7 protein-coding genes are annotated in these 16,210 nt (G+C 72.3%); 2 read left to right on the top strand and 5 right to left on the bottom strand.

Annotation, left to right across the window (positions count from 1 at the left end):
* Window positions 1–40 precede the first annotated feature (40 nt).
* The 4 genes from pulA to H9623_RS03965 form a co-directional block, all read right to left on the bottom strand.
* On the bottom strand, window positions 41–6,214 hold the full coding sequence (gene pulA, locus H9623_RS03980) for a pullulanase-type alpha-1,6-glucosidase (protein WP_193718758.1): 6,174 nt from the start codon (window positions 6,212–6,214) through the stop codon (window positions 41–43).
* 244 nt (window positions 6,215–6,458) lie between these two features.
* On the bottom strand, window positions 6,459–10,115 hold the full coding sequence (locus H9623_RS03975) for an ATP-binding cassette domain-containing protein (RefSeq protein ID WP_193718757.1): 3,657 nt from the start codon (window positions 10,113–10,115) through the stop codon (window positions 6,459–6,461).
* Between the two features lie 164 nt (window positions 10,116–10,279).
* Window positions 10,280–11,266, bottom strand: coding sequence for a malate dehydrogenase (locus H9623_RS03970; protein WP_193718756.1), 987 nt, complete (start codon window positions 11,264–11,266; stop codon window positions 10,280–10,282).
* Window positions 11,267–11,464: 198 nt separating this feature from the next.
* Window positions 11,465–12,685, bottom strand: a complete 1,221-nt coding sequence (locus H9623_RS03965; RefSeq protein WP_193718755.1) for an NADP-dependent isocitrate dehydrogenase — start codon at window positions 12,683–12,685, stop codon at window positions 11,465–11,467.
* Between the two features lie 367 nt (window positions 12,686–13,052).
* On the opposite strand from H9623_RS03965, the gene H9623_RS03960 reads away from it, so the two are divergent.
* Window positions 13,053–14,147, top strand: coding sequence for an aquaporin (locus H9623_RS03960; protein WP_193718754.1), 1,095 nt, complete (start codon window positions 13,053–13,055; stop codon window positions 14,145–14,147).
* Between the two features lie 108 nt (window positions 14,148–14,255).
* Here H9623_RS03960 and H9623_RS19915 read toward each other — a convergent pair whose 3' ends face one another.
* Entirely contained in the window at window positions 14,256–14,747 is a 492-nt protein-coding gene (locus H9623_RS19915) for a DUF3017 domain-containing protein (protein ID WP_321575269.1), read from the bottom strand.
* Window positions 14,748–14,798: 51 nt separating this feature from the next.
* Here H9623_RS19915 and H9623_RS03950 point away from each other — a divergent pair, with 51 nt between their 5' ends.
* A complete protein-coding gene (locus H9623_RS03950) occupies window positions 14,799–16,208 on the top strand; it encodes an NAD(P)/FAD-dependent oxidoreductase (protein WP_321575268.1) in 1,410 nt (469 codons plus the stop codon).
* The last annotated feature ends 2 nt before the right edge of the window (window positions 16,209–16,210 follow it).

The following is a 16,210-nucleotide window of genomic DNA, read 5'->3' as shown; positions in this document are numbered from 1 at the left end:
GCAGCCTGACCAACCTCGGGTTCGGCACCCTCGGGTCACATCATGAGCAGTCGCGCGCGTCGTACGACACGTCGTAGACCGTGCGAGCCTCCTTGCCGTCGATCGTCGCCGTGCCCGTGACCCCGGCCGTCGCGGCGGGGACCGCGACCTGGCGCGTCGCGAACGTCTGCTGGGCGGACTTGCCCGGCAAGACGCCCGTGAAGGTCTTGGTGCCGAACGGCGACTCGACCGTCACGGTCGCGGGCACCTTCCCGGCGTTGACGGCGCTGACCGTGACCGAGACCCGGCCCGCGAGGCACTGGGTGCGCGCCGTGGCCGTGAGCTCGACCTTCGAGGCCTTGGGCTCGACGAGCACCGCGACCGACCGCGCCGGGACCGTCACCGTGCCGGTCGCGGCATCCCACGTGGTCGCCCTGACCACGTCGTCGTGACCGTCGGCCTGGACGGGCGAGAGCGCGTACTGGCGGCCCGCCAGCCCCGCGACCGTCTGCGTGACCGGCTCGGGCGAGGCGTTGAAGACGACGAGCGCGCCGTCGAGCTTCTTGTCCACGTCCTTGCCGATCGTGTCGTCGATGCTCATGACGATCACGCCCGGCGTCTGACCGGTCCCCGCGTCGGGGAACGTGACCTTCTGGTTGATCAGGTCCGCGCTGCCCAGGCGGAACAGGTCCGTCGAGGAGCGCAGCCTCAGCAGGTCCGTCGCGTTGTCCGAGGCCGCCGCGATGTCCTGGGCGGTCGGCTTGAGCGCCGGGTTCGCGAGGAGCGGCGCCATGAGAGGCCACTTGTCCTCGTTGTCCGCGGCAAGCGGCAGCCCCTTGCCGAACCCGTTGTCCGTGCCGGTCCAGTCGATCGCGTTGAACCAGTCACCCGAGTCGTAGCTGTTCCGGTCGAGCGACTTGGAGCGCAGCAGGTCGGTGCCCGCGTGCCACAGCGACGGCGTCTGGGACAGGGCCGTCGTGGCGAGCGAGACGTTGTTCATGCGCACCCGGTCGGCCATCGACGTGTCCGCCGGCAGCTTGAGGGTCAGCAGGTCGAACAGCGTCTCGTTGTCGTGCGCGTCGACGTAGCTGATGATCTCCTCGGGAGAGTCCGCGTACCCCGCGGGTGCACCCCGGTAGTCGATCTCGTCGCCCCGCTTGGCCTCGCCCGTCGACGTCGTGAACGTGAAGCTGCGCAGGTTGCCCGCGAGCCCCAGACGGACCAGGTCCGTCTCGTGGCCCAGCGCCGCGACCTCGTCGGCCGACCCGTCGTTCACGGTCCCCGGCTCCCCCGCCCGGGCGGGCTGCCCGTTCGGGTCGGTCGCGAGCCCCGTGCCGAAGCCCTGCGTGAACGTCGAGGCCCCGTCGACGGGAGACCCGCCGTGGACCGCGTCGCGCAGGCGGTCGGAGAACGTGCCGATGCCCGTGCCGCCGAGCTGGCCCTGCGTGGCCTGCTCGAACAGCGCGTTGTCGGCGACCTCCCCGAAGTTCCACCCCTCGCCGTACAGGTAGACGGCCTTGCCGTCCACACCGTCCTTCTTCAGCGTGAGCTCGTCGAGCGCCGCACGGACGTCGAGCATGTTCTGCTTCGTGTGGTGCCCCATGAGGTCGAAGCGGAAGCCGTCGACCTTGTAGTCGCGGGCCCACGTGACGACCGAGTCGACCATGAGCTTGCCGGTCATGGCGTGCTCGGTCGCGAGGTTCTGGCAGCAGGTGCTGGTCTCGACCGCACCGGTCGTCGTGTTCTGACGGTGGTAGTAACCGGGCACGACCTTGTCCAGGACGCTCTTGGGGTCCTGGCCGCTGGCCGCGGTGTGGTTGAACACCTGGTCGAGCACGACCTGCAGACCGGTCTGGTGCAGCGACCCGACCATGGTGCGGAACTCCGCGACGCGCGCGGACCCCTCGGCGTCGACGGCGTACGACCCCTCGGGCGTCGAGAAGTGCAGCGGGTCGTAGCCCCAGTTGAAGCCGTCCGTGCCCTGGATCGCGGACACGGCCGCCTGCTGCTCGGTACCGTCGGGCGCGAAGCCGCTCAGGTCGGGGGTGACCGACTGCTCTGCCCGGTCCTCTTCGATCGTCGCGATGTCGAACGTCGGCAGCAGGTGCACCGTCGTCAGGCCCGCGTCGGCGAGCTCCGCGAGGTGCTTCATGCCGGCCGACTTCTTCTCCCCGAACGCGAGGTACGTGCCGCGCTTGGCGGCCGGCACCGTGGTGTCCGCGATCGAGAAGTCCCGCACGTGCAGCTCGTAGATCGTCTGGTCGACGGCCCGCTCGACGACGGGGGCCTCGGTCTCCTTCCACACCTTGGGCTGCGTGCCCTTCGCGTCGAGGTCGACGACGACCGAGTGCGTCGAGTTGAGCGTGAGGCCGAGCGAGTACGGGTCGGTCACGACGTTCGTCTCGACCTTGCCCGTGGACGGCACGAAGACCTCGACCTCGTAGAGGTACCTGGCCCCGACCCAGCCGAACTTCTTGTCGGCCTCCTTGCCGTCGACCGTCCACGTACCGTCGGACTGACGCTCGGCAGGGTACCGGCGTGCGTCCTCGGTCTTCAGGCCGGCAGCGTCGCCCTTCGCGGGCCACGCGAGGAGCGTGACCTTCTTGGCCGTGGGAGCCCACAGCGCGAACGAGGCCCACTTGCCGTTCTTGTGGATGCTCGTCCCGAGCGTGCGGTCCGCCGCGCCCTCCGCGAACAGGTCGTCCAGGACGCCGGGGACCTGGACACCGGTGGCCGCGGTGAGCGGCGCGTCGGCCTCGGGGCCGCCGCGCTGGACGACGAGGAGCTGGCCCGTGAGCGCGGCGGTCGCCGCGTCCACCGAGACCGGCTTGCCATCGGCGCCGGTGACCCGCAGAGCCACCGCGTCGGCGAGGGCCGGGAAGGCGGACGTGACGTCGTCGGGCAGGCCGGCCGGGTCGTAGGTCAGCCCCAGGGTCGACGCCCCCTCCGGGGTGACCACCGCACCGTCGGCGACGCTCAGGCCGCCCGTCGGCGCGGTGTGCAGCGTCCAGCCCTGCGTCGCCGGGTCGGCGCCCGCGAGCAGCTCGCGCGGCCAGGCGACCAGGTCCTTCGTGACCCAGTGCGCGGCCTGCTGACCGGTCCCGGGCAGCGGCGGGTCCGCGACCTCGATCGTGAGGACGTGCGTCGCCAGGACGTAGGAGAACGTGACCGACTTGCCGTCGGACGCGCTGAACGAGTAGTTCTGCCCGTCCTTGACGCCGCCGACCCCGTAGTTCTCGGCCCAGCTCATGCCGTGCGTGACCTTGCCCTCGTACGCGCCCGTGGCGAGCGCCGACGTCGTGAACGTGTAGACGCCGTCACCGTCCGGGTCGCGCAACCACGAACCCAGGCAGTCCGGGGACCACGCGGCCGCGCAGCCGAGCTGGTCCTGGAACGAGCCCGCGACCGTGACGATCGGGCCCTGCGCCGTGCTCGAGAAGTCGTGCGAGACCGGGTCCCAGTAGAACGTCACCGGACCGCCCGCGGTCGTGTACGTCGCGTTGGAGCCGTCCTTCGCGCCGCCCACACCGTAGTTGAGGTCCCACGAGCCGTTGATCGCGACCTTGTACTCGTAGGTCCCTGCCGCGATGTCGAACGTGCCGGCGTAGACGCCGTCGGCACGCTTGGTGAGCTTCGCGGCCTCGCAGCCGGGGGCCCAGTCGCCCGCGCACCCCATCTCGGAGTTGTGGCTGCCGGGGACGGTCACGAGGTCGATGTCCGTCGGGGGCTCGACCTCCTCGTCGCCGCTGACCGAGTTCCCCACGCTGGCGAACGTCGAGGCCGCGGCGCGGTCGCCGTCGGCGTCGACCGTCACGGCGCGGTACTCGACGAGCGTGCCCTTGGCCAGACCGCTCACGTCGTGGAAGACGCGCGGCGAGGTGTCCTCGGCCGTGCCGAGCCCCTGCCACTCGTCCGACCCGACGACGCGCCACGCGAAGCTGGTCTCGGACCACGCGGCGTCGTCGACGTCCGCGGCGACCGGGGCGACCCCGGTGAGGCCCGCCCCCGCGGCCGGTACGGCCACCGAGACGTCCCCCGTGGACTCGACGCCCACGGTGCGGTCGGCCTTCAGGACGACCGAGCCCAGGGCCGGGACCGTGAGCGAGACCGTGCCGTCGGCACCGGCCGTGACCGCGTCTGCGCCACCGTGGAGCGGCGTGTACGTCGCGCCGGGCGTGAGCGTGGTGAAACCGACCGTCTTGGCCGCGGTCGAGTTGTTGAGCCCCACGAGGTGCTCGACCTTCTCGGTGCGGTCCACGCGCGAGAACGCGTAGACGCCCGCCCCCGAGTCGGTGTAGCGCTCGATCTGGGCGCCCGTCGCGAGGGCCGGGTTCTCGGAGCGCAGCGCGGAGAGCTCGGCGATGTGGGTGTAGAGCGGCGACGTGGTGTCGTAGCGGTCCTGGCTGCCGGCGGTCTCGCCCGTGATCAGCTTCTGGTCCGCGTACTCGGCGACCTGGGTCGCGAACAGCGACTGCCGCGCGTTCTTGTCCTTGCCGTCGCCCGCACCCGCGAAGCCCTGCTCGTCGCCGTAGTAGACGACCGGCTGGCCGCGCGTGAGGTACATGAGGTCGTGCGCGAGCTCGTCACGACGCTGCGCGTCGCCCGTGGTCTGCAGCAGGTACCCGATGCGGCCCATGTCGTGGTTGCCGAGGAACGTGGGCAGCGCCGACGCCGACGAGTCGGGCGTGGTGTACATGTCGTCGCTCGCGAAGAGCTGGGACAGGCCCTTGGCGCTGTTGCCGCTCGCGAAGCTCGCGGCCGAGGACTGGAACGCGAAGTCGAGAACGGAGTTCATGTCCGTCCTGCGCACGTAGGGCGAGAGCTTGGCGGCGTCGGCGTCGTAGATCTCGCCGAACATGAAGAAGTCGTCCTTGCCCTTCGAGTGGGCGTAGTCGAGGACCTCGGTGGTCCAGGTCTCCCAGAACTCGAAGTTGACGTGCTTGACCGTGTCGATGCGGAAGCCGTCGATGCCGAGGTCGACCCAGCCCTGGTAGACGTCGACGAACCCGTCGACGACACGCGGGTTCTCGGTCATGAGGTCGTCCAGGCCGTCGAAGTCGCCGTAGGTCACGGACTCACCGGACCACGTCGAGTTGCCACGGTTGTGGTAGAGCGTCGTGTCGTTGAGCCACGCGGGGACCTTGGCGTCCTTCGCGTCGTCGGCCACCACGGGCGTGTAGGGGAACGACGTCGCGGCGTCCGTCGCGGGGAACGTGTCCTTGCCCGCGTGGTCGGCCGGGTCGAACACGTTGCCGTCGGCGTCCTTGTACGGCGCGGTCGCCTGGTCGACGTACGAGTACTGCTTCTGCTCGTTGTCGATCAGGTCGGCAGTGTGGTTGGTGATGATGTCGAAGTAGACCTTGATGCCCTTGGCGTGCGCCTCGTCGATCAGGGCCTCGAGCTCGGCGTTCGTCCCCAGGTGCGGGTCGATCTGCGTGAAGTCCGTGACCCAGTAGCCGTGGTAGCCCGCCGAGGCGTTCTCGCCCTCGCCCTGCACGGGGTTGTTCTTGAACGACGGCGTCAGCCAGATCGCGGTGGTCCCGAGCCCGTCGATGTAGTCGAGCTGGTCGCGCAGGCCCTGGATGTCACCACCCTGGTAGAAGCCCTTGTTCGTGGGGTCGTACCCCGAGTGCAGCGCGCCGCCCGCGATGCCTGCCTCGTTGTTGGTCGGGTCGCCGTCCGCGAAGCGGTCGGTCATGACGAAGTAGAACTGCTCGTCCGAGCCCGGCTGGCGCACGGGAGCGGTCACGATCCCCGCGTCGGTCGCTTCGTCGTAGGCTCCCCCGAGCTCGACGGGCGCGAGCGAGACGCGCTTGGCGACGTCGTCGAACGTGAAGCGCAGGGTCGTGGGACCTGCGACGACGAGCGGGATGTTGTCCGCGCCGCCGTTCAGACCGTAGGCCTCGTCCCACGAGTCGTTCACGGCGACCTTGTACTCGTAGGTGCCGGCGGGCACCGTGAGGTCGGCCGCGTAGAGGCCGTCCGTGCCGGTCGGCGCGAGCTCGGTCGCGGCGCAGGCAGGGTCCCAGTCCGCCGCGCAACCAGCCTCGTCCTGCAGGCTGCCGACGAGCGCGAACGTCCGTGCGTCGTCCGCGGCCCGGACGGTCGCGGGGCCGGGCGCCGCGTTCGCGACGGCCGTGAATCCGGTCAGCCCGGTCAGCGCGACCGATATCGCTGCCAGGGAGGCTGTGGTGCGACGCGGTCTGGACGACCGCCGCGGGGCAGGTGATGGCATGAGGACTCCCTTGTCACCGGGGAGTCGGACGTGCGAACGCACCGCCGGGTGACCGAGCCTCCGCGCTCCACGTGGTCTCCCGAGCCGGGCGCTCCCCGCCGCCGGCTGACCCAGACTGTAGCGCTTGCTGAAAGTTGCAGCAAGAGTTTTGGCCCCCGGAGACGCCGAACCCGAGGTTGGTCAGGCAACACTCGTGAGTTGCCTGACCAACCTCGGGTTCGACACAGCGCAGCGGCGCGGCCGCTCAGCCCGCGAGGTGCCCCCAGCGCTGAGCCAGGTCGACCCACGGGCCGACCTCGGCGATCGCCCCCTCGTGCAGCACCACGACCCTGTCCGCCCGGGCGAGCGCCGCACGCTTCGAGGTCGAGCCGATCACCGTGGTCCCCCGCTCGCGCAACGACGACCACAGCTCGATCTCCGTCGCGGCGTCGAGAGCGCTCGACACGTCGTCCGCCAGGAGCAGCTCGGCGTCGGTCGCGAGCGCCCGAGCGAGCGCGAGCCGCTGCACCTGGCCGCCCGAGAGCCGGACACCACGGTGGCCCACGAGCGCCTCGTGGCCCCCGGCCTCGACCACGTCGCGTTCCATGCGCGCAGCCGCGACCGGCCCCCGGACCTCGCGCTCGTGCCCCAGCCGCACGTTGTCGGCGAAGGTCCCCGAGAGCACCCGCGGGACCTGTGCGACGTGCGCGACCTGGCCCGGACGCAGGAAGGTCTGGGCGTCCTCGACGTCCGTCCCGTTCCACCGGATGTGACCCGTGTGCTCCATCAGCCCCGCGAGCGCCGCGAGCAGGCTCGACTTGCCCGCCCCCACCTGCCCGAGGAGCAGCACGAGCTCGCCGCGCTCGACCGTCAGGTCGACCCCCTGGACACCGATCGTGCCGTCGTCGTGCAACGCGCTCACGCCCGCGAGCTCCAGGAGCTCGAGCTCCTGGCGCTGCCCCGGGGCAGGCGTGGGCGCCTCGCCCGTGAGCAGGTCGACGCCCGGAGGAAGGTCCATGAGGTCGGTCCCGGCCGCGAGCCGGCTCGTCGCCCGCTGCCACGAGCGGGTCCCCGGCGCCTCGGTCACGACGGCCCCGGCGACCACGCCGAACCAGCCGAACCCGTTCACGGCGTTCGCGACCAGGAGCGCGGTCGCGAGGTCCCACGTGCCCGTCAGCAGACCTGCCCAGGCCGCGACGACGCCGAGCTGGATCATGACGAGCGGCACGCCGTCGAGCGCGGCCTGCACGCGGTGCTCGAAGATCGCCGCGCGGACGCGGCCCGCGTCGACCGTGTGCAGGTGCGCGTGCACCTGCGGCGTCCGGGCAGCGAGCTTGACCGAGCGCGCCGAGTCGAGGGCCGAGACGAGCGCGCGCCCGAACCGGGCCCGGGCCGCCGACGACCTCGTCGCCGACCGGCCGGCGATGGGTCGGCCGAGCGCCGACGCGGCGGCCGACACGACCATGACCGCGAGGAGCACGGCCCCGGCCAGCCACGACCTGCTGAGCAGGGCCGTGACACCTGCGATGGCGAGCCCGTTGACCAGGTCCACCCAGCGGTCGGCGTACCGCACGAAGCGGTCGGCGTCCATGGCGCGTGCCACGACCTCGCCCGGCGGCGTGGACGTGAGCCGGTGCTGGCGCGTCTGGCCCGCCATGACCGCCATGCGCACGCGCAGCAGGACCTCGACCCACCAGCGCGGGTAGACGTACAGGGCGCGCGCGAGGCACAGCGGCGCGACCACGAGGAGCACCGCGAAGGGCACGAGCAGCCCCGCGGGGAAGCCCTCGTCGAGCCCCTGGACGGCGTGCCCCCAGAGGAAGCCGGTGACCGCGCCCTGGGCCGAGACCAGGCTCGTCACGAGGAACAGCACGGCCCCCGCGACGCCCCACGCCGGACGCACGAACAGCGCGTGCAGGACGCCGCGCGCGAGGCTCGGTCCGTCCCCGGGGTCGGCGAGGGCGGGCGGGGCGCCGAGCCGCCGGCGCCCGCCGACGGCCTCGTCCGCGGGGTCCGGGGCCACCGCAGGGCGCGTCCCGTCGGCCGCGACCGCCGTCACGAGGACCGAGGCGGTCCCGTCGCTCACCGCGCCGGCCTCGGCGACGGAGCCACCCGCGTCGATACGTGCCACTGCGGCGGCGCGGTCCACCGGTGCGGAGGGTGCGCGGCCTCCCTGCGCGACGCTCGCCTCGAGCAGGTCGCGGTAGGGCCCGGCGACGCGGGCGAGCGCAGCCCGGTCTCCCTGCTGGACGACGCGCCCCCGGTCGAGCACCGCGAGCAGACCGGCCCGTTCGATCGTCGTGAGCCGGTGCGCGACGAGCACTCCCGTGCGCCCCGCGAGCAGCCGGTCGGAGGCCGCCACGACCCGGGCCTCGGTCAGCGGGTCCATACGTGCCGTGGCCTCGTCGAGGACGACGACCTGCACGTCGCGCACCAGCAGGCGCGCGAACGCGACGAGCTGCTCCTCCCCCGCGGAGAGCGACGTCCCGCCGGGGCCGAGCACCGTGTCGAGCCCGTCCGGCAGAGCGGCCACCCACTCGTCGAGACGCAGCTCGCGCACCGCGTCCTCGATCGCGGCCCGGGGCACGTCGGCGAAGAGCGCGACGTTCTCCGCGAGCGTGCCCGCGAGGATCTCGGTCCGCTGGGTCACGACCCCGACGGCAGCACGCAGCGCCTGCAGGTCGAGGTCACGGACGTCCACCCCGCCGACGAGCACCGTGCCGCGCGGCGGCTCGACCGCCCGTGACAACAGCGACGCGAGGGTCGACTTGCCCGAGCCCGTGCGCCCGACGAGCGCGACGGTCGCCCCCGCGGGCACGTGGAGGCTCACGCCGTCCAGGGCGAACGTGCCCTCGGCGTAGGCGAAGTGGACGTCCCGGAGCTCGATGCCGACCGGCCCGGCGGGAACCTCCCGCCCGCCCACGGGCTCGGGGGCGACCGAGAGCATCTGCCGGATGCGCGTGAGCGCCCCGATGCCCTCCTGGATGTCCGGGAGGTGGTGGACCAGGTTGTCCGTCTGTCCGACGAACATCGACGTGACCAGGAAGAGGGTGACCAGGCGGTCGATGCCCAGCTGGCCGTCGGCCGCGAGGGCGGCTCCTGCGACGGCGACGCCCGCGAGCAGCGACGCGAGCACGAGCCCGGCCCGCCGGAGCATGCGCGACTCGACCGACAGCACGGCCTCGAAGCGCCGGTGGACCTGCGCCGACCTCTCGGCGAGGCGCCGCACCGCGAACGACTGGCCCAGGCTCGTGCGCAGGTCGTCGCGTGCGGCCACGGCCTCCTCGAACGAGGCCGCGTGGTCCGTCCAGGCCGCTTCCTCGACGACCTTGCGGCGCGCGATCTCCCCGAGCATGGGGCGCACGATCACGGCGGCGACCGCACCGAGCACGGGGAAGAGGATCCACGCGGGCCACCACGTGAGCCCGGCCACGACCCACATGGGGACCACGCCGACGAGCGTGCGACCTGCGCCCCAGGCCTGGCGCCGCACGAGCGTGCCGACCGCGTGGGTGTCGTCGTCGACCCGGTCCAGGACCTCTCCCACGGCCTGCTCGGTGAGCGTGGCGAGCGGCTGGTGCAGGGCCGCGGAGAGCAGGTCGCCGCGCAGGCGGCCCTCCGCACGGTCGACGACGCCCGCCCAGATCACCTGCCCGACCGTGTCGAGCAGCGCCGCGCCCACCACGCACGCGGCGAGGAGCTGGAGCGTCGCGGTCGTCGGGTCCTGCGCGAGCCACCCCGCGACGACGGTGCCGAACGCGGCACCGACCGCTCCCACGCTGAGCGCGAGCAGGGCGATGACCGCCTGCGGACCGCGCAGCCGTCGCCAGTCCAGGCGGCGGGACGGGTCCGAGGGGGTCGCGGGCGGGGAGGCGGGGGCAGGGTCTGGGCCGGTCGGGGTGCCGGTGGGTGCGTCGCTCATGGCCCGCCGATCGTACGGCGAGGGTCCGACGCGCACGCAGGTATTTTCCGCCGCCCGAGCACCCCGAGCACCCCGAGCACCCGAGCCCGGCGCCGAACCCGAGGTTGGTCAGGCAACCACGACGGGCTGCCCGACCGACCTCGGGTTCGGCACCTGGGAGCGGGTCAGATCAGGCCGAGGCTCCGCACCGCGTCGCGCTCCTCGATCAGCTCGGCGACCGAGGCGTCGATGCGCTCGCGCGAGAAGTCCGAGATCTCGAGGCCCTGGACGATCTCCCACCGGCCGCCGCGCGAGACCACGGGGAACGAGGCCATGAGCCCCTCGGGGACGCCGTACGAGCCGTCGGACACGATGCCCGCGCTCGTCCAGTCGCCCTCGGGCGTGCCGTTGACCCAGTCGAACACGTGGTCGATCGCGGCGTTCGCAGCCGATGCGGCCGAAGAGGCGCCGCGCGCCTCGATGATCGCGGCACCGCGCTTGGCGACGGTCGGGATGAACTCGCCCGTGAGCCAGGCGGAGTCCGCGGCGAGCTCGGCGCCGGGGCGACCGGCGACGTCGGCGTGGAAGATGTCCGGGTACTGCGTGGCCGAGTGGTTGCCCCAGATGCTGACCTTGCGCACCTCGGACACCGGCACGCCCGCACGCTTGGCGACCTGCGTGAGCGCCCGGTTGTGGTCGAGGCGCGTCATGGCCGTGAAGCGGTCCTTGGGCACGTCGGGCGCGTTCGACGCCGCGATGAGGGCGTTGGTGTTCGCGGGGTTGCCGACGACCAGGACGCGGACGTCGTCCGCCGCGCCGGCGTTGATCGCCTCGCCCTGCGGCTTGAAGATGCCGCCGTTGGCCTCGAGCAGGTCACCGCGCTCCATGCCGGGGCCGCGCGGGCGGGCGCCCACGAGCAGGCCGACGTTGGCCCCCTCGAAACCGGCACGCGGGTCGTCGAAGATGTCGATCCCCGCCAGCAGCGGGAAGGCGCAGTCGTCGAGCTCCATCGCGGTGCCTTCTGCGGCCTTCACCCCCTGGGGGATCTCGAGGAGGCGCAGACGGACGGGGACGTCGGGTCCGAGGAGCTGACCTGCGGCGATGCGGAACAGCAGGGCGTAACCGATCTGACCGGCGGCTCCGGTCACGGTCACGTTCACGGGAGTTGTCATGCCCACACTCTGTCACAACGGCGTCACACTCCGAAGGTGTGGCGGCGTGCCCGTTCCCGCGGCGTCCGTCACACCTGAGCAGGCCGTTCGCAGGGTGTTCCGACGCCGGTCCCCGTGCCGTCGGCAGGCCCACCGACGCCGACGGCGCCGCCCACCTCCAGGAGGTGAGCGGCGCCGTCGGGCGTGCGGGGACGAGGGTCAGGCGGCCAGGCGGGCGGCCAGGTTCTCGTCGAGGGCCGCGAGGAAGTCCTCGGTCGTGAGCCACTCCTGGTCCGGGCCGACCAGGAGCGCGAGGTCCTTGGTCATCTTGCCGGACTCGACCGTCTTGATGACGACGTCCTCGAGCGTCTCGGCGAACGCCGTGACCTCGGGGGTGCCGTCGATCTTGCCGCGGTGCATGAGGCCACGGGTCCAGGCGAAGATCGACGCGATCGGGTTGGTCGACGTCGGCTTGCCCTGCTGGTGCTGACGGTAGTGACGCGTCACGGTGCCGTGCGCGGCCTCGGCCTCGACGGTCTTGCCGTCCGGGGTCATGAGGACCGACGTCATGAGGCCGAGCGAGCCGAAGCCCTGCGCGACGGTGTCGGACTGGACGTCGCCGTCGTAGTTCTTGCAGGCCCAGACGTAGCCGCCCTCCCACTTCATGGCCGAGGCGACCATGTCGTCGATGAGGCGGTGCTCGTAGGTGAGGCCCTTCGCGGCGAACTCCGCGGCGAACTCGGCGTCGAAGACCTCCTGGAACAGGTCCTTGAACTGGCCGTCGTAGGCCTTGAGGATCGTGTTCTTGGTCGACAGGTACACCGGGTAGTTCCGCTGCAGGCCGTACGCGAACGAGGCGCGCGCGAAGTCCTTGATGGACTCGTTGAAGTTGTACATGCCCATGGCCACGCCACCGTCGTCGCCGTAGGTGACGACGGTCTGCTTGATCTCCTCGGAGCCGTCGGCAGGCGTGTAGGTGAGCGTCAGGGTGCCGGCGCCGGGGACCTTGAAGTTGGTCGCCTTGTACTGGTCGCCGTGCGCGTGACGGCCGATGATGATCGGCTTGTTCCAGCCCGGGACCAGGCGCGGGATGTTCGAGATGATGATGGGCTCGCGGAAGACGACGCCACCGAGGATGTTGCGGATGGTCCCGTTCGGGGAGACCCACATCTTCTTCAGGCCGAACTCCTCGACGCGTGCCTCGTCGGGGGTGATGGTCGCGCACTTGACGCCCACGTTGTACTGCTTGATCGCGTTCGCGGCGTCGATCGTCACCTGGTCGTCGGTGGCGTCGCGGTTCTCGATCGACAGGTCGTAGTACTTGAGGTCGATGTCGAGGTAGGGGTGGATGAGGCGGTCCTTGATGAACTGCCAGATGATGCGCGTCATCTCGTCACCGTCGAGCTCGACGACCGGGTTGACGACCTTGATCTTGCCCATGCGGGGGTAACTCCAACTCTGCGAGGGGAATCTGCGGCCGCCCGCCGGCTGCCGGCGGGTGCCGGGGCTGCGCGCGCGAACCGATGATGCTGACCGCCGCCCAGGGTACTCGACTTCTCGACATCAAGATACTTTCCGTCCGGTCGCACCGCGCACACCGCAGGCCCGACGGCGCCGCTCGCCCCGAGCACGGACGCGCGCCCTCTGGCGCGGTCCATCCAGGAGCGCAAGACTGGTGGCGAACCGATCAGCGAACTCCCAGACATCGGTGGCAGGATGCCACCGAGATGCCGGTTCTGCACCGAGCTCGCATGTTCGTACCGAACGTCCGGTTCCCGGACCCCACCAGACACGAGACAGGAACATCATGTCCCAGGACACTTCAGCACCAGACGTAGTCGTCGACGAGGAGACGACCGTCGTCGTCGGGCCCAGCCTGCTCGCCCGGCTCGGCGCCGAAGCCTTCGGCTCGTTCTTCCTCGTGCTCGCCATCCTCGGCGTCACGCTCTACAGCGTCGGCGGCCTCGGCGCCGGCACGCTCGGCGTGGCGCTCGCCGGGGGCATCGCCCTGCTCGGCGGCATCGCGGCCGTCGGCCACGTCTCCGGGGGCCACTTCAACCCGGCCGTGACGCTCGGCGCGGCCATCGGCGGTCGGACCGCGTGGGGCGACGTGCTGCCCTACTGGCTGGCGCAGCTCGTCGGCGGCGTCGTCGCCTCGGCCGTGCTCTTCGCGACGATCCCGTCCTCCGCGCTGGCGGTGCTCCAGCAGAGCGGCCTGATCGCGGACGCGACGCAGCAGGCCTTCCTGTCCTCGACGGCCAACGGCTTCGACACGCACTCGCCCCTCGCGGTCGCCACGAACGGCGCCTTCGCGTTCAGCCTGTGGTCCGCGCTCATCATCGAGATCGTCGCAGCGGCCATCCTGGTCGGCGTGGTCCTCGGCGTCACCGACAAGCGCACGAGCTCGCGGGTCGCGCCGGTCGCGATCGGCCTGACCTACGCCGTGCTCATCCTGGTCGTCACGCCCTTCACCAACGCCGGCCTCAACCCGGCGCGCTCGTTCGCCGCGGCCGTCTTCGCGGGCGGCTGGACCTGGGGCCAGCTCTGGCTGTTCGTCGTCGCTCCCCTCGCCGGTGCGGCGATCGCGGGTCTCTTCTACCGCGCGTTCGCATTCGCGCCCGTCCAGGACGACCTCCTGGCCGAGGACGAGGTCTTCGTGATCGACGAGACGGCCGTCGTCGCCGGTTCCGCCACCGAGGCACCTGCGGGCTCCGCGACCGCCGCGAGCGTGGCCGAGCAGGCCACGTCGCCCGCGACGAACGTCCCCGGCGGCTCGACCGTCGAGGAGACGGAGACCGTCGAGGTCACCGAGGTGTCCGAGGTCGAGGAGCCCGAGGCCGACACCCGCGAGAGCACGACCACCGACGGAACGACCCCGGACGGGCCTGCTCCCAAGGCCTGACAGGTCGGCACACGCACGACGAGGCCCGGTCCGCTCCTGCGGGCCGGGCCTCGGTGCGTCTCGGGACACCCCGTGTCTCGGGGGGCGCCGCTCGCCGGGGGCGAGCCGTCAGATGTTGGGCGCGATGATCGCGAGGGTGCCCATGGCACCCGCGAGCGCGAGGTACATGATCACGTCGGTCCACCGGGTGCGGATCGTGAGCCCCACGGGTCCGGGCCCCGGCAGCAGCGCACGGACCCCCGCCCCGACGACCAGGATCCCGACGAGCACCAGCACACCGACCCGCGCGCTGACGAGCAGGGTCACCGCCACGGCGAGCAGCACCCCGGCGAACACGAGCCACATGGCCAGGTTGCTCTGCGGAGCGGGCAGGACGACCGTGGTCGGCTGGTCGAGAGCCTCCCGACCGCCGTCACCCCCCGCGACCTGCGGGACCCCCGCCGGCGGGGCGACCGTCGCCACGGGCTCGACCGGGGCCGAGGCAGGGTCGATCGTCCCCGACGTGCCGTCCAGACGGTGCCACGCAGGCGCGGCGGCCGGTCGATGCTGCGTCGGGGTGCCGTTGTGCGGACCGCGCCCGGGCGCGGTGACGTCGCTCACGCTTCCCACCAGTTCACAGGTCCGAGCCTACCGCCGACTACCGTAGGGAACGTGCCCTCATCAGCCACCCCCGCCGTCCTGCCGCACTCCCGGCGCCCCGCGACCGGGTCGGTCGTCGTCGTGGGCGCGGGCCTCGCCGGCGCCCAGACCGTCGCCGCGCTGCGCTCCCACGGGTTCTCGGGCCGGGTGACGATCCTCGGCGCCGAGGGCGTCGGGCCCTACGACCGCCCTGCGCTGTCCAAGGAGCTCTTCACGCGGCAGAGACCCGCCTGGCTGGTCGAGGAGATGGGGGTCGACGTCGTCGCCCTCGCGGACGAGGCGCGGCTCGACGACCCGGCGGTGGACCTCGACCCCGGCACGGACGCCGTCACGATCACGACCCGCTCGGGTCGACGCGTCACCGCGGACGTCGCGGTGCTCGCGCTCGGCGCGGAACCGGTCCGTCCCGCCGGGTGGGAGGCCGCGCTCACCCTGCACACCGCCGACGACGCCGCCCGCCTGCGTGAACGACTCGTCCCCGGCACGCGACTGGTCTCGATCGGAGCGGGCTGGATCGGCGCCGAGCTCGCGGGCGTGGCGTCGAAGGCCGGGTGCGAGGTCACCGTGCTCGAGGCCGCGCAGACCCCGCTCGAGCGGCAGCTCGGCGCGGAGGTCGGGGGTCACCTGGTGCGCTGGTACGCCGAGGCCGGGGCACGGCTCCTCACGGGCACGCAGGTCACCGAGGTGGGTCCCACGAGCGTGCGGCTCGCGGACGGCCGCTCGGTCGAGGGGGACCTGGTCCTGGCCGCGGTCGGTGCTCGACCCGCGACCGCGTGGCTCAAGGGCACGCTCCCCCTCGACCCGCGCGGCTCGATCCGCGTGAACAGCGCGGGGCGGGTGGCGCCCCCGACGGTCGCGGCGCCGTCGGGCACCTCGGGGCACCTGCCCCTCAAGTCGCTGCGCCGCCTCTACGCCGTGGGCGACTGCGCGACGCGCGACAGCGCGGTGTTCGGCCCCGTGCCCGGCGGGCACTGGTCCGCCGCGCTGCACGACCCCGAGCCGACCGTGCGGGCCCTCCTGGGTATCGACGAGATGCCCGCCGAGCCGCAGCACGTGCGCGAGCTGCTCGGGCTCGCGCCCGTCCCCCAGCACGCCCCGTACGTCTTCTCCCAGCAGCTCGGGCACGACATCGCGCTGTTCGGCACGCCCTCGCCGTTCCACGAGGTGGTCTACCGCGGGGACCCGAGCGGCGGGGCGTCGGGCCACGAGGGCTGGGTCGCGCTGTACCTCGAGACCGTCGCAGGTGCGCACCGCACCAACGCCGAGGGGCACCGCCTCGCGACCGTCCGCGCGATCCTCGTGGTCGACGCCCCGCGCGAGGTGGGTCCGGTGCGCAAGCTCATGAACCGCGACGTGGCGCTGCACGTCGACGTCGAGGCAGCGACCGACCCGTCGCGCAGGCTGCGCGACGCCGTGGTCTGACG

The organism is Oerskovia douganii (assembly GCF_015142735.1).
In the GTDB taxonomy this organism is placed as follows: domain Bacteria; phylum Actinomycetota; class Actinomycetes; order Actinomycetales; family Cellulomonadaceae; genus Oerskovia; species Oerskovia douganii.
The sequence above is the reverse complement of the archived record's forward strand: the minus strand, read 5'-3'. Positions and strand labels throughout refer to the sequence as shown.